The following is a 23,670-nucleotide window of genomic DNA, read 5'->3' as shown; positions in this document are numbered from 1 at the left end:
CCTGGAAGCGCACTGATCATTTCTACTCTGCGACCGGGGCGGTGACGGGCGCCAGGTGGGGTAGCAGGGCGGTGTGCCGACCGCGTCCATCACCATCACGGCCGAGCGCGCCGGCGTGGCGCGCCGGTGGGGCCCGCGCCTGCTGGCCGCTGTGACCGGCGCGTGCCTGGCGCTCGCCTTCCCTGCCGTGAGCGCCTGGTGGTGGGCGTGGTTCGGCCTCGTGCCGTTCCTGCTCCTGGTGGCCGGCGCGGGGACGTTCCGGGAGGCGGGGTGGCGGAGCTGGTGGGCTTCGGCGGGCTTCTTCGGAACGCTGCACCACTGGGTGCTGCCGTTTATGGGCGTGTTCTGGCCGCTGGCGGTGCTGGCCGTCGGGCTGGTGTGGGTGCCGTTCGGGCTGGTCGCGTACGGGTTGCTGCGGCGCGTCTCCCCGGCCAGGGCGGGGATGGCGCTGCTGGTGCTGCCCTCGGTGTGGGTGGCCGTCGAGGCGCTGCGTTCGTGGCAGCACCTCGGCGGGACGTGGGGGCTGCTCGGGTCGAGCCAGTGGCAGGTGCGGCCGGTGCTGGGGCTGGCCGCGCTCGGCGGGGTGTGGCTGCTCAGCTTCACCCTGGTCGCGGTCAACGCCGGGCTCGCGATCGCCGCGCTGCCGGACGCGGGCCGACCGGTTCGGCTGGCCGCCGGGGGAGCCGCCGTCACGCTGGCCGCGCTCGCCGCGTGCTCCGGGCTGGTGTGGTCCGAGCCCGCCGTGACGGGTGTCATGCGCGTGGCGGGCGTCCAGCCGGGCCCCGTACCCGGCCCGGAGCGGCGCGTGGCCGCGCACCTCCGGCTGACCGGCGAGCTCGCCGGCCGCGACCCCGACGTGGTGGTCTGGGGTCAGAGCAGCGTCGCCCTCGACCCCGCCCAGCGCCCGGACACGGACCGCCTGCTGCGCCGGGCAGCCGCCGAGACGGGCGCCGACCTGCTGGTGAACGTGGACGCCGCGGATGCCTCCGGCCGGATCGCCAAGTCGGCCTACCACTACACGCCGGACGGGGTCGTGGACACGTACGTCAAGCAGCGACTGGTCCCGTTCGGGGAGTACATCCCGCTGCGGCCGGTGCTCGGCTGGATCGCGGGGCATACCGAGGCGGCCGAGAAGGACCGGACCACCGGGGCCGGGCTGGCCGTGTTCGAGGTGGCCGGCCGCCAGGTGGGGCCGCTGATCTCGTACGAGTCGACCTTTCCGGACCTGCGGCGCGGCCTGGCCCGCAGGGGCGTGGACGTGACGATCACACAGGGGTCGCTCACGACGTTTCACGGGAGCTGGGCGCACGCGCAGCAGGCGAGCTTCGAGGCGCTGCGGGCGGTCGAGTCGGGCCGGCCGGCGGTGCTGGTCGAGCTGGGCGGCACCTCGGCGGCGTTCGACGCGCGCGGCGGGCGGCTGGCCTGGTTGCCGCCGGAGTATCGCGGCGCGTTCGTGGTGGACGTGCCGCTGTCCGTCGAGGAGACGCCGTACGTGCGGCTGGGCGACTGGGTGCCCGCCCTGGCGGGCGGGATCACGCTCGGCGCCGGGGCCGCGGCAGCCGCCCGGCGGATGTACCGGCATTGACTCATCGAAGCCGGTGACACGGCTTACATCGGCCTTTGGCGCGGCGTACTACGCGCTCCCGCTCGCCCGTCCTGCCCCTCGTTCGAGGAGCAGGACGGTTCGAGGAGCAGGACGGTGGTTGAACCGGTCCGGCGCCGACGGCCTTCGTCGCGCAACGAGGACCGATCTGCACATATCGGGCCTCAGCCCATCCCCATGCCCCACTGATCAGGACGTCACGGCGCACTGCCCGCGGTCCTTCTTGACGGGTCCCTCCGAGTTCGGACGTACGTCGAAGTCGAAGATCGCCGTGGGCAGGTAGAGCGAGCAGCAGGCGTTGGGGATGTCAACGATCCCGCTGATCCGCCCCTCGATGGGCGCCGAGCCGAGGAGCAGGTAGGCCTGCTCACCCGTGTACCCCCACTTCTTGAGGTATTCGATGGCGTTGAGACAGGCCCGGCGGTAGGCCACGGTCGCGTCGAGGTAGTAGTTCGTGTCGGTGTCGTGATCGACCGAGATGCCGATGAACGAAAGGAACTCCGAGTACCGCGGCTCGACGTTGCCGGGAAGGAAGATCGGGTTGGTGGTGACGCCGTACTTCTCCATGCCGCCCTTGATGAGGTCGACGCGGAAATCGATGAAACCACCCATCTCGATCGCACCGCAGAAGGTGATCTCGCCATCGCCCTGGCTGAAGTGCAGGTCTCCGCCGGAGAGCTTGGCATCCTTCACCCAGACGGGGTAGAAGACCCGCGCCCCACGGGTGAAGTTCTTGATGTCGTGGTTGCCGCCGTTCTCGCGCGCGGGCACTGTGCGGGCACCCTCACGGGCGATCCGATCCGCGACCTCGCCGGTGGCGGTACCAGCGATGGCGTTGTCGGCGAGCGGCGGCAGGCCCAACGGCGGGACCCGGCCGGGATTGGTATCGATGAGAGCTTGCTCCCGCCGGTTCCAGCCGGCAAGCAACTCGGCCGACGGCGCCGTGCCGAACAGGCCGGGGTGGGTGATGCCGGTGTATCGGATGCCGGGCAGGTGGCGCGAGGTCGCGACCACGCCATGGAAGTCCCAGATCGCCTTGTAGGCGTCCGGGAAGTAGTCGGTCAGATAGCCGCCACCGTTGACCTTGGCGAACACGCCGGTGTAGCCCCAACCTTGTCCTGGTGCGTCGCCGACCTGCTGCGGGACCGGGCCGAGGTCGAGAATGTCGACGACCAAGAGGTCACCCGGTTCTGCTCCCTCGACCCCGATGGGTCCGCTCAGCACGTGTGCGAGGCTCAGATCGACGTCCCGCACGTCGTTGGCGGAGTCGTTGTTGCCTAGTTGGGCGTCGGTCCACTCTCTGCACTCGACGCGGAACTCATCTCCTGGCCGGACCATGGCGACCACGGGAATGTCCGGGTGCCATCGGTTATGGCCTGGTACCTCCTGATCACGCATTGACTTGGATTGGTCCACGCTGAACACGACTTTCGGCATGAGAAGTCACCTCATGGTGCAGGTCCACTGTGTTGCCTTCGGAGATCAGAATCTGGTTTCATCTCCTCCCCCAGGGTTCGAGCCCTGTCAGGTCCATCGAGGACGGTGCCTGGTTCGTTCTTGGGCGCTTGGCGTCTCATCCCCCGCGCCTGCTGCTGTAGCGGCGGACGGCCTCTGCTTCCTCGTCAGCGGCCACAGCACGCCGAACGCCACCACCCCGAACACGGCGAGGATGGTTGCGATGAGCCGTGGGTTCTGCCAGTAGCCGGAGAGGATGAGGAAGGACGGAATGGCCGCCGTCACCCATCCCTGGATCGCCGCCACCCAGCCCGTGTAGCGGGTGATCTCCGTGCGCTTCAGCCCCAGCAAGATGAAGAACAGAAGCCACAAGAAGGACCAATAGAGCCATATGACGCCGAACGGCGGATCGTTGAGGACCCGGAAGCTCGCGAACGAGTATGCCAAGGCCATGATGGCCACGAACAGCGAGAAGTAACCGACTCCAGTGGTGTCGAACCCGCCGAGCAGACCGATCCCCACGTATAGATAGGTGAAGCCGAAGAGGTAGATTCCCGACGCGACGAGAATCTCAGCAGGCATCCCGCCGGAGGTGATGATCATCACAGTGGGTGTGATCACCTGTAGCGCCCCAACGAAGAGGTTGAAAATGCCTGCCGCTCGGGGCTCGACCTTCCCCAGGAGCATCAGCCCGTTCAGAAAAAGCACCGCGCCGACGTAGAGCAGCCCTACAGCTCCCATCAGCGACACACCTCCTAGCCATTGCTCGTAGGCGTTCAGCATGGGCAGCGTCGTCCACGGACGCCATGCAGTGGCACGGCCCTGCCCAGGTCGAGGAGGACCCCGACTGCCGTGGCTGCATCCGGACGCCGTCAGCCTTCGCCAGGTACGGACGCGCGTGGACGTGTTGTTCTGTCAATCAAGGTTGTCTGTCGCTCAAGGCCGAGGCAGCCGTGCCGTTGCCGGGTGCGGCCTCGGCCGACGCCGTTCACGGGGCGCGCCAGAGACGACCACGGGTTCGTCCTGGCTCCGCTCCTCGCCGGCGAGTGCCACGGCCAGGGCCGATGGGACGCGAGACAGGTGCGGTGCGGAGAAGACGCGGCGTGCCGGATGGCCGCACTTCGCGCAGACACCAGACACCGACGCCGTTCCCATCGGTAGACGCACCTCGTACGGCCCGCACTCCGAACAGCAATACTCATAGGTCGCCATTGGTACCCCAAACCGCCGGAGAACAGACTCTCCGCTGGTCCTCCGGCTACCGGCAACGCAGCCCTGCGGCGTTCGGAGCCCCACCTCATTCGCCCTCTCCAGGTAGCCTCGGCTCCGCTGGACTGTCAAGCCCACAACGGCACCAGGCTGGGAAAGACTCCACCAGGCCAGGCAAACCTTTCGCCGGAGCCGTGCACGTACTGCTCCCCCTCGACTGCTGACTGAGATCGCCATCGACGATCCCTCCCAGCGGTGCCGCACGGCCCACCCTTGGCTGGTGGCGGGTGATGAGCTGTCACGATACGGATGGCTGAGCGCGACGCCCGTTGCCGACCTTGCGCACTTATGATCCAGTGGATTGACAGGCAGCTCAATATGCCATTGAGCTACGATTATCGAGGCCTCAGCAGATCCGGCCTGAACAAAGTCCCTTCGACCGTGCATGGAGTTTTGCCTTTGAAAGAGCAACATTGACGCTGGCGGTCATTTCCCGGTGTTGACGCTGATCCTTCACGGAGATAGCACATAGGCAAGGAGCTCACCGCTGCCGGGCGTCGCGCGCCCGCTTCTGCCGAAGGATCGGATATGGCGAGACGACGTGCATCACGAATGGCGCGGGTGGCAGGCGTCCTTTTCGGCACCATCGTACTGATCGCAACATACGCCTCTCCCGCACGCGCGATGATCAACGCGTGCGAGTGGGTGAAGGTCAGCTCATGGGCCACCGGCTTCCATGCCGACGTCACCCTCATCGATGACGGAGGCGGGACGCTCGACTGGACGGTCCAGTGGACCTGGGGTGATCCCAACGCCCGCCTCACCAACGCGTGGAATGCGGTCGTGGTTCAACCAGGCCAGAGCATGTCGGCCCACAACCAGCCCTGGAACGGCACCATAGGGCCCGGCGGCCGGGTGACGTTCGGCATGGTGGTCACCGGCACCGTCAACGACGACCACGGCGGTGGCCTGACCGTCAACGGCATCTGGCTGCCGTGCTGACGTGCTCGTGGCCGACTACGTTTTGAGCCACTGGCTGACGAGGTCTTCAACGATTTTGCCGCCCCGGTCGCTCAGGTGGACATGGTCGACGAGCAGTTCACGTCCGCCCGCCTGGGCGATCTCGTCCCAGCTGCGCCCGAGGAGGTAGTGCCGGGCGGCGACGGCGAGGGCGAGGGGGAAGCTGAAGTCGTACGGCGTGCGGCCGCCTGTCCGTCGGAGGTCTTCGACCACGCGTTCATGCAGGGGCAGGTAGTCAATCTTTGCTCGGGTGGCGGTCTCCTGGATTGCGGCGTTGTATGCGCTGAGCCTGTGGTTGATCTCGGTGTTCAGGTCCTCGCCGAGTGGCGGCAAGGACAGCAGTGCGATCCGGGCGGTGGTACGGGCTTTGATCTGGTCAACGATCGTGTGGAGGTTGGCGCGATACTGCTCCAGCGGGACGCCGTTGCGGACGTCGTTGGTGCCGATGAGGATCGTGACCGCGGCCGGCTGGCAGGCCACGATGTCGGTGTCGACACGCTGCCGCAGGTCAGCTGTGGTACTGCCGTTGATGCCCGCGTTGACGAACTCATAGCCGTGAAAATCGGGCCGGGCGCGCAACGCGGCCACCCAGTTCGCGCCGAGCGCGCCCTGCGTCATGCTGGCGCCGGCGGCGACCACCCGGGGGTGTTGCCCCGGTCCGCCGGTGCAGGCGTCGGCCGGCGGGTTGTCGGCCGGGCGCAGGAAGGTGAGGTAGCCGACGGCGCCGGTGAGGCTGAGCACAGCGGTCAGCAGCAGACACAGGCCAATGATGATCCGTCTCTTCATGGTCAGTACCCCAGTGAGATGGTGTGGCCGATAGCGGTCGGGTCTGCCAGCGCGGCGAGGGTGGCGTGCGCGAGGTCCGCGCGGGCGATCGTGATGCCGCCCCGGACGTTGCGGTCGATCGCGGTGCGGTACGGTCGGCGTCCGCCGTTGGTGAGCCGGGGCGGCCGCATGATCGTCCAATCCAGACCGCTGGCGCGAACTGCCTCGTCGGTGCGGGCGAAGTCGGTGAATCCCTCGCGGAGGAAGCGCCGCAGCAGCGGCTTGACCACCAGGCGGCTGGCCGGTCCGTCACCCTCGTCGACGATGTGGCCGCTGGCGGTGACGACGATCAGGCGGCGGGTTCCGGCGGTGCGCATCGCGGTGATGATCGCGCGGGCGCCGTCGGCGCATACCGACCCGCCCGCCCCAGGGCGAGGCCCCAGGGCCGACACCACGGCGTCTCGGCCGGTCACGCCGGCGACGATGGCCTCGGCGTCCATCGCGTCGGCGACCACTGGTTCGAGCCGTGGGTGACCGGCCTGAGGCAACCGGGCCGGGTCGCGTACGACTGCGGTGACGTGGTGGTCCGCGGCGAGAGCCTGATCCACGAGGTACTGCCCGGTACCGCCGGTCGCACCGAAGAAGGTCAGTTTCATCTACACTCCCCATGTTAGTAAACGCTCGCTAACTTCGTAGGGGACGTTAGTGAGTGATTACTAACCTCGTCAAGTGCCACCCGGACAAGGAGAGGACGAAGATGGGCACCAGAGATGTGATCCTCGACGCGGCGGCGACGGTCATGGCAGAACGCGGCCTGGCCAACGTGACCACACGCCAGATCGCGCAGGCCGCCGGGTTCACCGAGGCTGCCCTCTACAAGCACTTCACCAATAAGGCCGACCTGCTCGTAGCGGTGATGCGGGAACGCTCACCCGGCTTCACGCTGCTGGCACAGGCGCTGAACGGCAGGGCAGGCACAGGAACGCTCGTGGACAATCTCACCGCCGTGGCGCGGGCCGCGATCGCCTTCTACGGCGAGGGCTTTCCGATGCTCGCCTCCATGTTCGCCGACCCTGCCACCCTCGCCGCTCACAAGGAGGAACTGCGGCACCAAGGCGCGGGCCCGCACAAGGCCAACGAAGCCGTCGCCGCGTACCTGCGCACAGAACAGGACCTTGGACGACTGCGGCCGGAAGCCGACGTCACCGCCGCTGCCGGACTGCTCCTCGGCGCCTGCTTCCAGTACGCGTTCCTGAGCCACATGTCGCTGCCCGCCAGCCGTGACGACGACGAGGCCGCGGCGTCCTTCGCCCGCACCCTTCTCCAACAACTCGCCCCGTGAGTGGATGGAACGCGAGTACGCCCTGGAAGGCCACGAACCCGCCCGCAAATGCGCCAAGACCATCGGAGGCGCCGACGTCACCGCCGACGCCATCCTGTCCATGGCCCTTCGTCATCACGCAGATTCAGACCGTGTCATCACACAATCTCAACCAACCTGCCTGGGCAGTACATCTAGGGGGTGTCGTAGCCGATCCAGTTGATGTACCAGCCGAACTGCTGGGCCATGGCGGGCGTCAGGTCGCGGTCGTCGCGCCACTTGAGGTAGACGCTGAACTTGTTGGCGGTGATGTCGTAGACGGCACTGGTGCCGACCAGGTCGTACTGCATGCCGCCGGCGCCTCCGATGGAGGTGAGGTAAACGGGGTTACCGGTGAACTGACCTGCGGTGGTATCGACGTCGATGCAGATGGAGTTGGGTGCGTAGGTCCTCCAGCCCTGTCCAGGGCTGCTCTTTCCTGAGGCCATCCCGCCGTGCTTGGCGAACACGGTTCCCCACTCATGGGTGCCCGCCCGATACACGTTCAGCCCTTCCTTGGGGAAGCTGATCCATCCGTCGTCGGCGCTTCTACCCTGCACCCATTTGGTGTTCACACCGTTGAGGTCGGCCTTGTCGGCGTGCACGTTCCCCCACGCCCCACTTCCCTGACGGACATCGATCCCGTCCTTGGGGAAGGTGAGCTTTCCGTCATCGGCGCTCCTCCCCTGGACCCATTCGGTGTTCACACCATTGAGGTCGGCCTTGTCGGCGTGCACGTTCCCCCACGCCCCACTTCCCTGGCGGACATCGATCCCGTCCTTGGGGAAAGTGAGCTTTCCGTCATCGGCGCTCCTCCCCTGCACCCACTCGGTGTTCACACCATTGAGGAGGGCCTTGTCGGCCGTCACGGTCCCCTGCCCGCCGGAGTCGTTGAAGATCTCCACCCCTGTGTCGGCGAAGGTGACACGCCCCTTGTTCGCCGTCCCCTGGACCCAGGGGGTGTCGATGCCGATGGTGGCGGTGAGCGTCTCCAGAACGGGATAACGCACCTGAACGGTCGTGGTGAGGAAGTGCTGCTGCTGGGTTATGGGGTCGGTGGCGACGAGAATGTAGGTGGTAGCCCGCTTCGGGGCTTCGGCCGGCGACCAGGCACGCGTACCCGGGGCGATGTTCATCTGCCCGCCGGGGAACCGGATCTCGTAGCTGAAGTCGTTGGACCCGTCCCAGCTCAGCGTGAGACTGTCTCCGGCGTCCACCATGGCCTTGTCCGGACGGAAGTCCCGCGGCGGCGGAATCTCCTTCGGAGCGGCCTTCACCAACGGCACCGCCGCATCGCTGACCTGCCACCCGTTAGGGGTTCTGGTGGTCTCGGTCACCATCAGCACAGCCACCCCGGCGTTGGGAGCGACGGTGACGTTCTCCAGCGTCAGCACCATGTAGTCACCGGGCTCGAAACCCTCTATGCGACCGCTCTGAGGGGTGACCTGGAAGACGTTGGCCCCCTGCGGCTGGACGATCACCGGCTGGGTGTCCGCCTGGGGGCCCGACTGGGTGTCGGTGTACTCGCCCTTCGGCTTGATCGTGCTGATGTCCCGGGTGAGGTGGCCGGCGCCGTCACCCACAGGCACCTTCACTTCGATCCTCAACCAGGGCACCGTCCCTCTGGTGTTGGTGACCATCAGATACACCGTCCCCGTGGACGGAGACCGCCCATCCACTGACGCCTCCAAGGACGCCGGGTCGGTAAGGACGGTGTAGGTCAGCGCAGTCATGCTCACGACTCCTTCTCCTGGCAAACGACGCAGGCCGATGGCCTGCGTACTACGAGAGGACCGGGCCGGGCAGAACAGGCGGCGGCACGGGTGACGCGTCCGGAACCCGCCGCTTGTAACGTTCCGCAGAAGAGCGCCCCCCTAGATCCAAACGCCAGGACGAGAGCACAACAAGAGCATGCAAGGAGGCCATAACGGGGCGCCCCGGCCACACCCTCAGCGCCTTGACAAGCCTTCGGACCATGCATTACCGGCCGCTCCGCGAATGAAGCGCCTCACGTAGGTGCTATCGCGTCGGCCGGTGGACAAGGTCGCCCGCGCGGCACGGGGCCGACGAGGCACGTCTTGGCGAACCGCTGTGCCCCCGACTGCACGTGACAGTCCATCCCAGCCAACTAACAGGCATGCGTGGTTTGCATGCCGACTAGTGCCGGCGCTCATCACATCGGTTCATGACATACGAGCACACCACGAGCACACCGCACCCCACCGGTGTGCTCGTCGGCATGACCCCTGAAGCGGTCCGCCTGACCACCCGGACTCAGCGGTCGCACATCGCGGTGACGAAGGCGTCGATCAGGTGCTGCCGATTGCCGGGCACACCAGTGGTGTAGACGGTGGCTGCGCGCCCGGCCCGGTCCCGGCCGCTGAACACCGCGGCCCCCGGCATGTCGCCGGCGACGAAGTAGGCGTAACCACAGCTCGACTTCATCCGGACCACGCCGTAGCCGTAGCGGGCGTCCGCCGGCCAGCCTTCCTGCTCGACCTTCACCGGCCGGGTAATCATCTTGCTCAGCGGGGCCTTACGCCAGAACCGGTTGAGGTCCTCAGGAGTGGAGACCAGGCCGCCGCTGGGACCGAACTCGTAGGTGGGCAGCTGGTCGGTCAGGTCCACCTCGCCGTCCTGCGGATGACCGGGGTGCGCCCCGTAGGTGTGGGCGTGCGGGCCGCGGATGCCGTAGTCGCCCTTGGCCGGCCAGTACGTGTCCCGCATCCCGTACGGCTTGAGGATCAGGTCCCGGCTCGCCTGGCGGAAGTCCTTGCCGGTCACCGCGGTCACGATCATGCCGGCGACCAGGTAGTTGGTGTTGGCGTAGGCGAAGGAGCCGCGGGGCGTGGGCTTGAGCGTCAGCGCCACCTTCAGGAAGTCGGGGAGGGGTTCCTTCCACTCGATCGCGTTGAGGTACTCGGGCAGGCCGCTGGTCTGCTGCAGCAGCATCCGGATGGTGATCTTTCGACCGTCGATCCCGGCGCCGTCGCCGGTGCCGCGCAGCACCCCGGGCAGGTAACGCTCCACCTTGGCGTCCACGTCGATCTTCTTCTGATCGACCAGCCGCAGCACGGTGGCGGCAATGATCGGCTTGCTCCCGCTGGCGATCCTGAACCGGCCCTGGGGGCCGATCATCGGCTTCCCGGTGCCCCGCTCAGCGGTGCCGGAGCGCCGGGTCACGGTCGCGCCACCCGGGCTCCGCACCTGGCTCAACGCGCCTGCCATGCCGTCCTCGGTGGTGAGCAGATCAAGGCGGGACTGCGGCGAGGGCGTTGCGGCGGAGGCGAAGGCGGGGGCGACAGAGGCGACAGGGGTGAGGACCAGGAAACCGGCGACAGCACTAGCGAGCAATTTCTTCATGCCTCCAATATCGCGGGAAGATCACTCAGAATCAGTCACGCCTGCTTGCCTGTTGGAGTGGGGTCTTCCCTACCATCGAGGTGATCGCCAAGCGGCGGCCTGCCGAGATCATCTTCTCGGTTCGGTGGCCGTGAGGACGAGAAACGCCAGGTCAGAGGACCGCGGTAAATTCTCGCGGCAGGAGACGATATGAGGTGTCGCCCGGGCCATGCTTGCGAGCCGGATCACCGTTTGCCCGGGGGGACCATTGCGCCGATCGAGGGAGGAGGCGGACATCCTCATGACGGCCAGCGGTGGCTGTGTGGCCTTCACCCCCTCAGCTTGACGATCTCGGCCAGCAGCGTCTCAGTGGTTCGGCTGAGCCCCGTCACGTCAGGAGGGTGCGCCAGCGGGCGGCCGACTCCATGATGTCCAGGCTGACGCGTTCCAGGTACGCCGCTGTCTTGGCCAGCCGTTGTCCCACGGGGCTGTCGAGCCCGTACGTCTCGGCCACCGCCATCGTGGCCCGCGCCGTCTCGAGTGTCTGCCGCTCGCTGGTCATGATCGCGTTGTACCAGGCGTCGTCGTCGATCACGTAGATGTCGCGACGCCGTTGCGGATCGCGCTCGCGCCGGACGAATCCCTGTTGGACCAGGTAGTTCACGGCGACGGAGACGGAGGCCGCGCTGACCTTCAGCCTGCGGGTCAGCTCGGCCGCGGTGCGCCTGCCGCCCTCGGACAGCATCAGGTCGTGGTGCACGCGCGCGGTTATCCTCGGCATCCCCGCTCTGACCGCCCTCTCCAGGAGTTCCTCTCCCATCAGGCCGTCCGGCGGCGTGTCCGCGCGAGGGGGTGCCGGTGTGCCGCGCCGCGCTCGCTGGATCGTCGCCTGGTGTGCCTGCTGGGGCCGGTAGCCGACGGGGCCGCCGTTGCGTGCGATCTCCCGGGTGATCGTCGAGGTCGGCCGGTCGAGCCGCCTGGCGATCTCACCGTAGGAAAGCTTGTCGGCGAGTCCGGACGCGATGCGCTCGCGGTCCTGCTGGGTCAATCGTCCTCCTGGCATGCCGCCAGTATTGTCTTCGCCGTCAGCCATTGCAACACCGTATTGCATTCGACCTCAGCGTCATTGCTCCAATGTTCACCAATTCACCTGGGCATATGCATTTTTGCGATTGACAGTATTTCGAATGCAACATAGCTTTCGAGCTATCCAAAACACGTACTATCGCGAAATGAGGACCGATCATGAGTGAACCCCTCCACACCGCCGAGAACAACAGGGCTCGGACGCCGCGGGTCACCCGGCGCGTGGCGGTCACGGCGCTGGCGGCCACACTGCTGGCCGGGGCGGCCGCACCCGCTTCGGCCACCGCGGACGGCAAGGCTGTGCCGAAGGCCGCTGCCGGACAGGACCGCCCGGAGTTGCAGAAGGCCATCCAGGCGATCGTCGATGCCGGTTTCCTCGGCGTGCAGGCGCGCGTGAACGATGAGCGGGGCGAGTGGGTCGGCAGCGCCGGGAAGCGCAAGCTAGGTGCGAACGCGAAGCCGCCGGCGAACGGGCGGTTCCGGATCGGCAGCAGCACCAAGCCCTTCGTCGCGACCCTGGTGCTGCAGCTGGTGGACGACGGCGAGATCAAGCTGGACGCCCCGGTGGCCGACTACCTGCCCAAGTTCAAGCTGGACCGGCGGATCACGGTGCGGATGCTGCTGGAGCACACCAGCGGGCTGTACAACTACACCGGCGAGTTTCGCCCTGACGGGTCAGTCGAGCCGGGGATCCCCGCAGCGGGCAAGGAGTGGGCGGACGTCCGGTTCAAGACCTATCAGCCGGAGGAACTGGTGCGGTTCGGGTTGTCCAGGTCGGCGCGGTTCGAGCCGGGGAAGAGCTGGAGCTACTCCAACACCAACTACACGCTGGCCCAGCTGCTGATCGAGAAGGTCACCGGCCACTCGATCGCCGAGGAGATGAAGCTGCGGATCCTGGGTCCGCTCAAGCTGCAAGGCACGGTGCTGCCGGGCGCCTCACCGGAGCTCCCCCGGCCGCACCCCCACGGCTACTTCCGCTACCAAGACGCCACCGACCAGTGGAAGGTGATCGACGTCACCCGCCAGAACCCCTCCATGACGGCCGCCGCCGGTGACATGATCTCGACCACCCAGGATCTCCACAGGTTCTTCTCCGCTCTGAACGGCGGCAAGCTCCTGTCGGCCAAGCTGCTGGCCGAGATGCGCAAGACGCACCCGAAGAGCGCCGGCCCCTTCGGCAGCTACGGCCTCGGGACATACGTGCAGGACATGGGCCCGAACTGCGGCACCGTCCTCCATCACAACGGCAGCACCGCGGGGGGCTATGTGTCGGTGATGTACGGCACGCCCGACGGCAAGAAGACCCTGACCGCCTCGATCACCTTCGGCGACGCCGCACCCGACCTGGGCCAGGCGTTCCCGAAGGCGCGGGACAACCTGCTCAAGCAGGTGTTCTGCAGCCATATGCCCTCACCGAACTAGGGAGCGGGCGATCTGCCGGCCCGCGATCCAGTGCACGGCCACCCGCGGTGGCTTCGCGAACGGACTGCGGGTGCCTCTGTGGACCACGACAGTTTGGGGCTGTGGTGCCCGGGACACTGCTCCCGCTCTACGGCGCTTACTCCGATGGATTTGGGGGACTCGCACATGGAGTGGTCTCAGTACGCATCCCATCACTTCCGCTATGACGAGGTCCGCGACGATCTGTCGGTGGGCGCGGACCTGGCAATGCCTGCTTGACGGCGCGGCGATTCCGCGAAACGGAAGACGGTCCTGTCGCTGTAGGGCGAGCGACCGTGACGGCCAGGGGGGAATGGCCGTCACGGCGCTTGGCGGCGGCCTCAGTCGTCGCTGTCGAGTCGGATGGCGGCGGAGGGGCAGACGGCGGCGGCCTCTCGGACCGCGGTGTGCTGGTCGGATGCGGGTTCGGCGTCCAGCAGGATGACGATGCCGTCGTCGTCGCGCTGGTCGAACACGTCCGGGGCGATGAGCACGCATTGGCCGGCGCCGCAGCACTTGGCCTCGTCCACGGTGACCTTCACGTGATTCCTCTTCTTGATCGATGTGCGACGGGCTACCAGCGGACGGGGACCTCGCGCAGGCCGCCGACCAGCAGGCCCTCCATCCGCTGCAGATCTTCGGCCGGTACGGCCAGCTCCAGGGTCGGCAGCTTGCGCAGCAAGGTCTCCAGCACCACCTGCATTTCGGTGCGTGCCAGGGCCTGACCGAGACAGGAGTGCGGGCCGGCGCCGAAGGCCAGGTGCGCGTTGGGGGCGCGGCCGAGGTCCATCTGGTCGGCCTGATCGAAGGCGCTCTCGTCGCGGTTGGCCGCCGACATGCCACACAGCACGGTGGTACCGGCCGGCAGCACCTGTCCGCCGACCTCGGCGTCCTCGGTCAGGAAGCGGCGCAGCCCGAAGCCGTGGTTGACGTCGAAGCGCAGGGACTCCTCCACCGCGGCGCGCACCAGGGACAGGTCGGCCAGCAACCGCTCCCAGCGGGCGCGGTCGGCCAGCAGCATGGCGACCATCTTGCCGATCATGTTCGCGGTGGTCTCATGCCCGGCGACCAGGAGACCCATCGCTGTGGTGAGGAGCTCGGCGTCGGACATGCCCTCACCTTCGCCTTCGCTCTCCTTGATCAGCATGCCGATCAGGTCGCTGGCCTGATTGGCGCGCTTGGTGGCGATATGTCCGGACATGTACTGGACGAACTCGCCCATCGACGCGTGGGTCTCCTCTTGGGAGTAGCGGGTGACGCTCAGCATCATGTCGGACCAGCGGGAGAAGCGATGGCGGTCGTCGGCGGGCACGCCGAGCATGTCGCAGATGACGTACACCGGCAGCGGGAAGCCCACGCCGGCCTTGAGATCGGCGGGCGCGCCCTGCTGCACCATCTCGTCGATGAGTCGTTCGGTGGTCGCGGTCATCGACGGTCGCAGGGCCGCCATGCGCTTGGCGGTGAAGTACTTGCCCACCAGACGCCGCCAGCGCTGGTGCGGCTCGCCCTTGTCGGGGATCGCCAGAGACGAGTCGCCGGTGGCGGCGACGCCGCCCGATCCCGCCGGAGCCACCCGGGCGGCGTTGTCGGCGGCGGTGGGACGGGCGAAGCGGGCGTCGGCCAGCAGGGTCTTGATGTGTTCGTGGCGGGTCAGCAGCGTGGCGCGGTCGCCGCTGGGCAGTTCGATGGTGGCCACCGGGCACTGGCCGCGCAGTTGCTCCCACTCCTTCGGCGGCTCCAGCGCCGTGTCGTAGTGCAACGGGTAGGACAGAACCTGGTCGTTGTGGCTCATGTGGGTTCTCCCTGAATAAACCATCGGTGTCGGTACATCGCACGCGCCGCCGCGAGGACGGGCGGCCGGTGCGGTCGTGCTGCGTTCCTCCCTTCCAGTCGGTGATGTCGTGGGTTCATGAGGCAGCACGGGCCTGGACAGGGGGCGTGGTTCATGCGGTGACTCCAGCGCGTGTCCCGGCACGTTCGCTCTCGTCGGCGCGCAGAGCCGGGATCGACGCCGTACGCCGGGGGATGGCCAGCGTCACCAGAGCCGCGATCAGTGCCACGGCGCCGCCGAGGATGAAGGTGACCCGGAAACCGCTCTCGGTGGGGATGGCGTGGCCGCCGACACTCTGGCTCATCTGAGCGAGGACGACGCCGGTGATGGCGCTGGCCACCGTGATGCCGATCGAGCGCATCAGCGAGTTGAAGCCGTTGGCGGCGGCCGTCTCCGAGTGTGGGACGGCTCCCATGATGAGCGCGGGCATCGCGCCGTAGGCGAAGGCCACACCGATGCTGATGACGCAGCTGAAGATCAGGATGCCGATGGCGGTGCCCATCAGCGCCAGGGCGAGGGCATAGCCGACGGCGACGATCAGGGCGCCGGCCAGCAGGGAGGTACGCGGTCCCCAGCGGCTGGACACCCGGGCGCCGAGCGGGGAGACGATCATCATCGTCAGTCCGGCCGGAGCCATCCACAGTCCGGCGGCGAGCATGGACTGGCCGAGCCCGTAGCCGAGCGCTTCGGGAAGTTGCAGCAGTTGGGGTGCGGCCAGCGCCTGCGCGTACATCGAGAACCCGACCACCACCGAGGCGAGGTTCGTCAGCAGGACCTGGCGGCGGGCGGTGGTACGCAGGTCCACCAGCGGATCGCGGGTGCGCAGCTGGTACCGGCCCCACAGCAGCAGGACCACCACGGCGGCGGCGAACAGGCCCAGGGTGGTGGCGCTGCCCCAGCCCCAGTCGCCGCCCTTGGAGACGGCCAGCATCAGGCAGACCAGACCGGTGGCCAGGCCGATCGCGCCGGGAATGTCGAAGCGGCCCCGCGCCGTGGAGGGAACCCCGGGAACCCATACCGCGACCGCGATCCCGATCAGGGCGCTGATCGCGGCTGAGCCCCAGAAGAGCAGGTGCCAGTCCGCGTTCTCGGCGACGGCCGCCGCCACGGGGAGGCCGAGGGCGCCGCCGATGCCGAGGGAGGAGCTCATCAGGGCCAGCGAGGAGCCCAGGCGTTCGGGCGGGACGACGTCGCGCATGGTGCTGATGCCGAGCGGGACGATCGCCATGCCGATGCCCTGCAGGCCGCGACCGATCAGCATGGGCAGCAGCGAGCCGGACAGGGCGCAAATCAGCGAGCCCGCCACGAGCAGGACGACGCAGCCCAGCAGCAGGCGGCGTTTGCCGTGCAGATCGCCCAGGCGGCCGACGACGGGGGTGGCCACCGCGCCGGTGAGCAGGGTAACGGTGATGACCCAGGACGCGTTCGCGGATGTGGTGTCAAGCAGTTGAGGGAGTTCGCCGATGAGCGGGACGAGCAGTGTCCCCATCACCGACGCCACGATGCCGGCTCCGGCCAGCGTGGCCACGATCGCCCCGGAGCGCCCTTCGGACGCGGAAGCTTTCATGATGTGCACCATACATGTATGGAGCATCATGCATTAAAAGTGCACGATGCTTTTTTCAAGCATGATGCACATTGGCGTATCGTGCAGGTGACACGTGCACGATCGGAGGTCGTCCCCATGGATGCCGAGCAGGCGAGCGCCTACCTTGAGCGAGAGCTGCTGATTCTCATGCGGCACCGCGAGCTCACCACGCCGCAGGGCGGGCGCGGCGACGAACACCTGGAGCGCAGCGCGTACGTGCTGCTGAGCCGGCTCGAAGCGCAGGGACCCATGTCCATCGCGGACTTCGTCGAGGCATTCGGCCTCGCGGCCTCCACCTTCAACCGGCAGACCGCCGCCCTGCTGAAGGACGGACTGGTGGAGCGGACCCTCGACCCGAACGGCAGCGTGGCCCGCAAATTTCGCATCACACCCGAAGGCAGGCAACGGCTGGCCGCCGACCGCAACAGGATTGTCAACGGGCTGACCAAGGTGCTCGCTGACTGGCCGGCCGAGCGACTGGAGACCTTCATCGCCGACTTCCAGCGGTTCAACGAGGACATCGAACGTCACAGCGGGCGACCTTGGCCACGCCTGACCGCGACCGGGTCACCGTCGCCGACCGGCGAGTAGGACCACGACAACGGACCCATAGTCGTCCAGGTATGCGCATGGCTGTCGTTAGCACCATCGTTAGCAAGATCGGCGCTCACCATGCTTCCCGGTGGAAGGGACCTCGGTCACCTGTAGGCTGCCGTCAGTCATTCACACTCGCCCCGCCTGGTGAACGGCGGCGGGTTGCCCGAACCGCATCGAACGCTGCTGCTTTGCCCGAGTCACGATGTCCGGGTTGGTAGATCGACGATCTCAAGCGTGATCACGACATGCCCCTGCGAAAGCGGGTTTTCAGATCCAGCCTTCTTCCCAAGCGCGGTGAGCGGCCGCATGGCGGGAGTTGACGCCGAGTTTGCCCATGGCCGCCGACAGATAGTTGCGTACGGTGCCCGGCGCGAGATGGACCTGGGTGGCGATCTCCCTGATCGAGGCACCCGTCCGTGAGGCCCGCAGTACCTCCAGTTCCCGATCGCTGAGCGGGCAGTCGCCCTCCGTCAGTGCCGAGGAGGCGATGTCGGGGTCGACGTAGCGCCGTCCGATCGAGATATTGCGGATGATCTCCGCTAGTCGGGCCGCAGGTGTGGTTTTGGGGACGAACCCGCTTACTCCCGCTGACAGCGCGCGACGTAGTACGGCGGGGCGGGCGTGCCGCGTGACCAGGATGACCTTGATATCGGACGCCGCGAGGATCTCCTGGGCGGCCTGCAGCCCGTCGGCCGGGGGCATCTCCAGGTCCAGTACGGCGATGTCCGGACGGCGCTCGAGGGCCAGCCGTACAGCATCGGTCGAGGTGGCGGCCTCGGCGGCGACGGTCAGGTCGTCCTCCATCTCCAGCAGCGCCGTAAGGGCGCCTCTGATCAGGTCCTCGTCGTCGGCGATCAGCAGCCGGATCATCGTGCCTCCGCGTCCGTGGACGTCGCGGCGGGCCGGCCGATCGGCAGCCGGACCGCTACGACGAAGCGGTCGACGTCATGCTGCCAGGTCAGCTCACCACCGGCGCTCCGTAGCCGCTCGGCGAGGGTGGACAGGCCGGTACCGGGATCGGGGCCGGGCGGGTTGAGTGCGCCGTCGTTACCCACCTCGAGATGGGCTTGGTCGCCGGTGACACGGTAGTCGATCTCGGCGTGGCGAGCACGGCTGTGGCGCAGTACGTTGGTGGTCGCCTCCCGCATCACCAGGCCCAGCAGGTGTCTACTCTGGGTGGGAAGCTGGTCGGGGGAAGGTGCGAGGTCCATTCGAGCGTCGATGCCGGCGGCTGCCAGGACGCTGGTCGCGTTCGCGATCTCCTCCTCCAGCGTGACGCGACGGTAGCCCTGGACGACGGCGCGGGTGTCGCGGAGCGCGTCCGCGGCCAGCAGCCGTACCTCGTTCATCTCCATGACCGCCCGCTCGGGGTCGGCTCTCGTCAGCCTGGCCGCCAGCTCGCTCTTGAGGGCGATCACCTGCAGGTGGTGACCCTGGATGTCATGCAGATCGGCGGCGAAGCGCAGCCGCTCGTCCTTGACGGCCAGTTCCGCCGACAACCGCCGGGCCGCGTTCAGTTGCTCCGCGACGTCCCACGCCCACAACATCCCCAGCGTGACCCAGCCGGTGAAGACGACCAGCCCGGCAGGGAAAGCCGCGGCGAATACGATCTCCTGCTCCGAAGCCGCGGCCACGACCCCGCCGAACAGCGCCGCGACCACCGCCGCGGCGGCGATCAGCAGCCAGCGGCGCCAGCCGGGCAGGAACATCGCGATGATCGAGACCATGTTCGCCGGGGCGAATGACCAGAGTCCGTAGTCATGGCGAGCGAGCAGAATCCCGCCCAGCAGCGCCGCACCCACGCCCCCGGCCACCAGCCAGACCGTCGGTGGTCCGCCCCTGTCCTCGAGCGGGACCCGCGAGACGCGGCTGCTGATGGACACCCCCATGGCCAGCACCGTGACCGCCAAGGCAGCGACCGCGGCGAGCCGGACCAGGACCGGAATCGCCGGATCCATGATCCGGCTCCTGACGCTGTAGACCAGCAGGAACGCCGTGAGGCCGATGAGGCTCCACCACGTGTAGCGGCGAAGGCCCGTCAGCCCCGTCCCGGGATCATGCACGCGGTCATTGTCCCAGCTGATGAGGTCTGGGTGCGGATCAGAGGGACTGGGCATGGATGAATTCCACCAGGAGCACCTGGAAGCCTCCACCTCGGCGGCGAGGAGCAGGACCAGGAACACTGCCGTGCCGGATCCCCGATCTCGCAACTGGTTGTCGGTGTCACGCCGCCAGACGTGGTAGACGTACACGCAGATCGCGGCCACGAAGAACAGCACTATCGCGCTCAAGGCCAGCAGATTCACGGCAACGGACCAGGCGCTCAGCTCCCCGAGGGCCGCGACGAGCAGCGTGGCGAACGCGTCCGCAGGGTGGCTACAGCATGAAGACGAGTTCGGCGGCGATCACGATGTCCACGACGCCGCACCATTCCGCGAAGGAACGAGCCACTACTTTGTCCTGCTTCAGGTGGACGAAGTCCCAGACGCCGTGGAGGAACCAGCCGGCGGCCACCAGATAGCGGCCCAGCTCCGGATCGACGATCAGGCCTGCCAAGGCGAGCGCGCCGAAGAAGAGCATGCCCAGCGCCTGAACCCGGAACGAGCCGTCCCGGCGGAGCTGCCCGTCCATGCCGGCCCAGACCAGGAGAGCGAGCGCGATTGCGGCGAAGAAGGCGGCTGGCGGGATCAGGTCCAGCATCCGCAGGCCGACGACGGCGACGATCCCGATCGCCAGCCCAGGCCAGGTCGCCTCGCGCCGCCGCAGCTTGGCCATCGCGAGATAGAGCAACGGCAGGACCGGTAGGGCGTGGGCCAGCGCGGCCACGCCCTCGGCTGACTCGCTGCCGCCGAAGGCCAGGGCCGTCACCGCCAGCGCCAGCGCGGTCGGCCAGCGCCTCTTCAACCAGGTAATCCAGCTCATGCCTTCGGGGGTGTGGCTGGCCATGGAAGAACTCCTCTTGTACTGGGTGGGGGTATCCATGGGTCCAGCCTCTAAGAGGAGATCGGGCGCCAGTAGTGCCGAAACCGCAGCTGAAGAGGTGAGGATGTCATCAGACGGCGTGACATCTGTCATTGAGTGGCAACCCCTGCGCTGCCGGTGAAATGATCAGGCCCCTTGTGGATCTCCACTACGACGAACTAAATGACGACTTGGAGCTCGGTTGGATCACGTCCGGCCTCGCAGAGTCACGCCTCGGCCCGTGACCGGTAGGGCCCGGCGGCCCTAGACACCGACCCCTTCCAATAGCGCGCCTAGAGAAGAAAGTGCCGAAATTCCCTCAGCGACCCCCTCGGGCACACCCCGATAATCGCCCGTCTGGTGAACCAGCTGACTTAACGATCATGGCGCGCAACGTATTAGTGGTCTCACTCGCCTTCGGCCGGTGGGATAGAAACCATGCCGACGCACGAGCATCCCCGCACGTGCAGGGGCCGTCGAGGGCCTGGCGGGGGGTCGCCCCGCCGTAAGAGGGACCATCCATCCCCGCGCGTGCGGGGCCGACGCCCTGGAGAAGCACAAGACCCCGACCGGACGAGACCATCCCCGCGCGGGGATGGTCCCACGCGCGGCAGGTCACCGATGACGATGGTGACGTCGGCCCCGCGCTCGCGGGATGGTCCCGTGAAGAAGGACGAGGTCGCTTCTTGCGGAACCAGGCCTCCGCGAGCACCCGGCCACCCGTGAGACCGTCGCCGGCGACGTCGAACACCCGCAGGTGCCGCTTGCGACCATCACGCGGAGGAGCGGGGGTGGTTCTGGTCGCGCCAGGCCCGAGGCGAGATTCCGTATACCTGTTTGAATACCTTGCTGAAGTGGGTCGCGTCCACGAAGCCCCAACTCCGTCCTATTGCTGCGATTGTCCGCAGCAATCCGTTCGGGCCGGCCAACTCTCGCCTGCATTCGGCCAAGCGGCGTGTGCGGATCCAGTCTCCGAGGCTGATGCCCGAGCGGGACAGCACAGCGTAGAGATGACGCACGGAGATGCCGTGTGCAGCGGCGATCCGTGCCGCCGACAGATCGGGATCAGCCAGGTGCGCCCGGACGTAATGAGTGATCCGCAGGCTGAGTGTCGCCTCCAACGGTGCTCTCATCAGGCTGGAGTTACCGTGCTGGGACGCCAAGACGGCACGGAGCAGTTCGATGCTGGGTTCCACGACGGCGTCGGCGTGCACGCCCTGGCGCATGTCGTCGCTGACGGCCAGTTGGGAGAAGTAGGTGAAGGCGAGACGCGCGATGGGGTTGTCGGACCCCAGGGAGACCGCGGCGATGTCTCGCAGCAACCGCTCGGGGAGCGCGAGTGCCGCGCGGGGGAAACGGAAGAAGTGGTGGTCGACTCCCTCGTCGAAGAGAAGTGTGTAGGGAGCGATCGATTCGTAGACGGCGAAGTCTCCCGGCCTCAACAGGCATTGGCGACCGTTCTGCACCACCAGGCTGGTGCCCGTCACCTGAAGACCGAGGAAGACGGCCGGCTCCTTGTCCTCCCGGGCCAACTGCTCCGTCCGACGGATCGTGGTCGCGGTCGCCCGCGCCGAGCAGATCCTGAGGGGCCCGACGGCGCCGAGCCCTATGCGAACGGCGATGTCCTCAGCCGGGGGACGGTGATCGATGTCGACCGCCACCATGGATTCCCACACCGCGTGCCGGACCACTTCCTCCCGGTCCCGCGGCGGCATGAACGCGGTGTCCAGGACCATGCTCATGAGGCAGACCTTCGTCTGCATCGGTCATAAAGCCAGCCTGACAATGCCTCGGCCCGTTCCTCCACAAGCCACTCCTCGACACTGACGGTTCCTGACATCAGTTTGGCAGGACTCTCTCTCGCTGCGCTACGGCTTCGACGGGCACGCGCAGGGCCCTCGCCTGATGCGGAGTCAACTTGTGGCGGTGCACTACCGACAAATTTCCCTGCATGAATGACAAAGTCCGAAGCCCACGATGACCCTAAGGTCCATGGGCGAGGCCAGAGAAAGAGGAGTCAGATGTTCCGCACTACCGGCGTGTTGGTCGCCGCGGCGCTTGGCGCGTCGATCGTCATCATCCCGTCGTCCGCGTCCGCAGCAAGCGATTGGAAGTGCTACGGCACCCAGGTCAAACGCTGCGCCACCGTCTGGTGGGACCAGACCGCCGACACCTTCCGAGCGCGGGCGAAGATCACCGACGTCGCCGGTGGCGGCAGCTATCAGGTCAAGGTCACCAACGTGAAGCTTCTGCGCACCAGCGGCAGTGACTATGTGACGGTGCGCTCCACGAAGGATTACGACGGCTGGCATGGCACCGAGGACTCGGCCGCCACCGCCACCGTCGACCCGTGTAAATTTCCGCGGCAGAGTTACGCAGTGGTGGCGACTTTCAGTTGGAAGGGTGCGTCCTCCGGCGAGAAGACCTGGCGTCCCAACCAGGCGTGGGGCCATCTCTGCGACTGACCGCCGACGCGTCCGTCCCACACTGACCGGCACGGGGACGTGTTTCCTCGGGCGCATACGCAAAGCGCCCCGTGACCACCCGATCAGGGCCGCGTCGCGGCCGCCTGGCCGGGAGAGACGAGCGAGCTGCCGACGGAGCAGCCGACATGCTGACGGTCGCCGAGCGCTACGACAAGGAACCGGGAACCAAGCCGGGGGTGACCGAGCAGGACGAGCGGGAGGCAGTGGCGGACGCGCACCGGGACCTCGGCCAGGCCGAGCGCGAACTGAACGAGGCCGCGAGGTGGCGGGCAGCAGACGCAGCGCGCCACCGGAGCGGACGGCCAGTTCGGCGGCGATGGCCAGGCCGAGGCCCGAGGGGAAGTACGGCGGGCGGTCCCGCAACTACCGCTCGGTTTACCCATAGCGAGCATCGAGCGAAACGATCACTACCCGCCCAGGTCCGGCATATCCTCGGGGGCGTTGCCGGTCGGCAGATCGGGGTCGCGGGCTTTCGCCGTTCGCGCTGGGTCAAGCTGCTCGTACCCGGGAGGCGTTCCGGCCGGGGCGGCACAGGGATTTGGCGATCCATTCCGTAGTCCAACGGCCTCCGGGAAGGCGACGGTTGGCAATCCCCTCAAATCGTGGAGACGTCGTTATGCGGCGATGGCCTCGCGGGGCCTCGCTCTGGCGGTCATGATTCGGTGTTCGTAGTCGATCGGGGGCAGCCCGTCAGCTGAGCTGTTTCTGCGGCGAATGTTGTAGAAATCGGCGATCCAGGTGGCGATCTTCACGCGTTTGCGGGACTAGTCGCCGGGTTCGCTCTGCGCGGCGGCGGGCGGAAGGACGACGCAGCGGCTTCGTCGGCGGCGACGTCGCGGAGTTCCTCGCGGGCGCCCGGCGCCGCGCACAACGCAGCGGCGCACAAAGAACCGCGGGGACCGGCCGTGACGGCCGGATCCCCGCGGG

21 protein-coding genes are annotated in these 23,670 nt (G+C 67.5%); 6 read left to right on the top strand and 15 right to left on the bottom strand.

Annotation, left to right across the window (positions count from 1 at the left end; translation table 11 throughout):
• Positions 1-73: 73 nt before the first annotated feature.
• Positions 74-1,585, top strand: coding sequence for an apolipoprotein N-acyltransferase (lnt, locus tag MBA17_RS27605; protein ID WP_238499512.1), 1,512 nt, complete (start codon positions 74-76; stop codon positions 1,583-1,585).
• Positions 1,586-1,792: 207 nt separating this feature from the next.
• Here lnt and fmdA read toward each other — a convergent pair whose 3' ends face one another.
• The 3 genes from fmdA to MBA17_RS50585 form a co-directional block, all read right to left on the bottom strand.
• Entirely contained in the window at positions 1,793-3,040 is a 1,248-nt protein-coding gene (gene fmdA, locus MBA17_RS27600) for a formamidase (RefSeq protein WP_238499511.1), read from the bottom strand.
• 87 nt (positions 3,041-3,127) lie between these two features.
• A complete protein-coding gene (locus MBA17_RS27595) occupies positions 3,128-3,841 on the bottom strand; it encodes an AmiS/UreI family transporter (protein WP_238499510.1) in 714 nt (237 codons plus the stop codon).
• A 153-nt stretch (positions 3,842-3,994) separates the two neighbouring features.
• Positions 3,995-4,270, bottom strand: coding sequence for an FmdB family zinc ribbon protein (locus MBA17_RS50585; protein WP_455432870.1), 276 nt, complete (start codon positions 4,268-4,270; stop codon positions 3,995-3,997).
• 585 nt (positions 4,271-4,855) lie between these two features.
• Between MBA17_RS50585 and MBA17_RS27590 the strand changes: the two genes are divergently transcribed.
• Positions 4,856-5,269 (top strand): cellulose binding domain-containing protein, encoded by a 414-nt coding sequence (locus MBA17_RS27590; protein WP_238499509.1) that lies wholly within the window; start codon positions 4,856-4,858, stop codon positions 5,267-5,269.
• A 15-nt stretch (positions 5,270-5,284) separates the two neighbouring features.
• On the opposite strand, the gene MBA17_RS27585 is transcribed toward MBA17_RS27590, so the two are convergent.
• Together MBA17_RS27585 and MBA17_RS27580 are read right to left on the bottom strand one after the other, a co-directional pair.
• Positions 5,285-6,028, bottom strand: coding sequence for an SGNH/GDSL hydrolase family protein (locus MBA17_RS27585; protein ID WP_238499508.1), 744 nt, complete (start codon positions 6,026-6,028; stop codon positions 5,285-5,287).
• A gap of 47 nt (positions 6,029-6,075) precedes the next feature.
• On the bottom strand, positions 6,076-6,708 hold the full coding sequence (locus tag MBA17_RS27580) for an NAD(P)-dependent oxidoreductase (protein ID WP_238499507.1): 633 nt from the start codon (positions 6,706-6,708) through the stop codon (positions 6,076-6,078).
• 101 nt (positions 6,709-6,809) lie between these two features.
• Between MBA17_RS27580 and MBA17_RS27575 the strand changes: the two genes are divergently transcribed.
• Complete coding sequence (locus MBA17_RS27575) at positions 6,810-7,394, top strand: TetR family transcriptional regulator (protein WP_238499506.1); 585 nt, start codon at positions 6,810-6,812, stop codon at positions 7,392-7,394.
• A 173-nt stretch (positions 7,395-7,567) separates the two neighbouring features.
• On the opposite strand, the gene MBA17_RS27570 is transcribed toward MBA17_RS27575, so the two are convergent.
• From MBA17_RS27570 to MBA17_RS27560, 3 genes are all read right to left on the bottom strand, one after another.
• Complete coding sequence (locus MBA17_RS27570) at positions 7,568-9,007, bottom strand: hypothetical protein (protein WP_238499505.1); 1,440 nt, start codon at positions 9,005-9,007, stop codon at positions 7,568-7,570.
• Between the two features lie 679 nt (positions 9,008-9,686).
• Positions 9,687-10,775, bottom strand: a complete 1,089-nt coding sequence (locus MBA17_RS27565; protein ID WP_238499504.1) for a serine hydrolase domain-containing protein — start codon at positions 10,773-10,775, stop codon at positions 9,687-9,689.
• A 367-nt stretch (positions 10,776-11,142) separates the two neighbouring features.
• Complete coding sequence (locus MBA17_RS27560) at positions 11,143-11,802, bottom strand: MarR family transcriptional regulator (protein ID WP_238499503.1); 660 nt, start codon at positions 11,800-11,802, stop codon at positions 11,143-11,145.
• A gap of 197 nt (positions 11,803-11,999) precedes the next feature.
• On the opposite strand from MBA17_RS27560, the gene MBA17_RS27555 reads away from it, so the two are divergent.
• Positions 12,000-13,262: a serine hydrolase domain-containing protein gene (locus tag MBA17_RS27555; RefSeq protein ID WP_238499502.1), complete on the top strand. Its 1,263-nt coding sequence runs from the start codon at positions 12,000-12,002 to the stop codon at positions 13,260-13,262.
• A 359-nt stretch (positions 13,263-13,621) separates the two neighbouring features.
• Here MBA17_RS27555 and MBA17_RS27550 read toward each other — a convergent pair whose 3' ends face one another.
• The 3 genes from MBA17_RS27550 to MBA17_RS27540 all read right to left on the bottom strand — a co-directional run bounded on the left by MBA17_RS27550 (position 13,622) and on the right by MBA17_RS27540 (position 16,678).
• Entirely contained in the window at positions 13,622-13,822 is a 201-nt protein-coding gene (locus MBA17_RS27550; RefSeq protein WP_238499501.1) for a ferredoxin, read from the bottom strand.
• Between the two features lie 32 nt (positions 13,823-13,854).
• Positions 13,855-15,072, bottom strand: coding sequence for a cytochrome P450 (locus MBA17_RS27545; RefSeq protein ID WP_238499500.1), 1,218 nt, complete (start codon positions 15,070-15,072; stop codon positions 13,855-13,857).
• A 151-nt stretch (positions 15,073-15,223) separates the two neighbouring features.
• Positions 15,224-16,678, bottom strand: a complete 1,455-nt coding sequence (locus tag MBA17_RS27540) for an MFS transporter (protein ID WP_238499499.1) — start codon at positions 16,676-16,678, stop codon at positions 15,224-15,226.
• An 18-nt stretch (positions 16,679-16,696) separates the two neighbouring features.
• Here MBA17_RS27540 and MBA17_RS27535 point away from each other — a divergent pair, with 18 nt between their 5' ends.
• Complete coding sequence (locus MBA17_RS27535; RefSeq protein ID WP_238499498.1) at positions 16,697-17,290, top strand: MarR family winged helix-turn-helix transcriptional regulator; 594 nt, start codon at positions 16,697-16,699, stop codon at positions 17,288-17,290.
• A gap of 273 nt (positions 17,291-17,563) precedes the next feature.
• Here MBA17_RS27535 and MBA17_RS27530 read toward each other — a convergent pair whose 3' ends face one another.
• From MBA17_RS27530 to MBA17_RS27515, 4 genes are all read right to left on the bottom strand, one after another.
• On the bottom strand, positions 17,564-18,166 hold the full coding sequence (locus MBA17_RS27530; protein WP_238499497.1) for a response regulator transcription factor: 603 nt from the start codon (positions 18,164-18,166) through the stop codon (positions 17,564-17,566).
• Positions 18,163-19,587: a sensor histidine kinase gene (locus tag MBA17_RS27525; RefSeq protein WP_238499496.1), complete on the bottom strand. Its 1,425-nt coding sequence runs from the start codon at positions 19,585-19,587 to the stop codon at positions 18,163-18,165. Before MBA17_RS27525 ends, MBA17_RS27530 begins: the two co-directional genes overlap by 4 nt.
• Before the next feature lie 85 nt (positions 19,588-19,672).
• Entirely contained in the window at positions 19,673-20,242 is a 570-nt protein-coding gene (locus MBA17_RS27520; RefSeq protein WP_238499495.1) for a hypothetical protein, read from the bottom strand.
• A gap of 788 nt (positions 20,243-21,030) precedes the next feature.
• Entirely contained in the window at positions 21,031-21,999 is a 969-nt protein-coding gene (locus MBA17_RS27515; RefSeq protein ID WP_238499494.1) for an AraC-like ligand-binding domain-containing protein, read from the bottom strand.
• 279 nt (positions 22,000-22,278) lie between these two features.
• On the opposite strand from MBA17_RS27515, the gene MBA17_RS27510 reads away from it, so the two are divergent.
• The gene (locus MBA17_RS27510) at positions 22,279-22,722 is read left to right on the top strand and encodes a hypothetical protein (protein ID WP_238499493.1); all 444 of its coding nucleotides are present in this window, start codon (positions 22,279-22,281) and stop codon (positions 22,720-22,722) included.
• Positions 22,723-23,670 lie beyond the last annotated feature (948 nt).

The organism is Dolomitihabitans soli (genome assembly GCF_022213955.1).
GTDB lineage: Bacteria > Actinomycetota > Actinomycetes > Streptosporangiales > Streptosporangiaceae > Streptosporangium_A > Streptosporangium_A soli.
The sequence above is the reverse complement of the archived record's forward strand: the minus strand, read 5'-3'. Positions and strand labels throughout refer to the sequence as shown.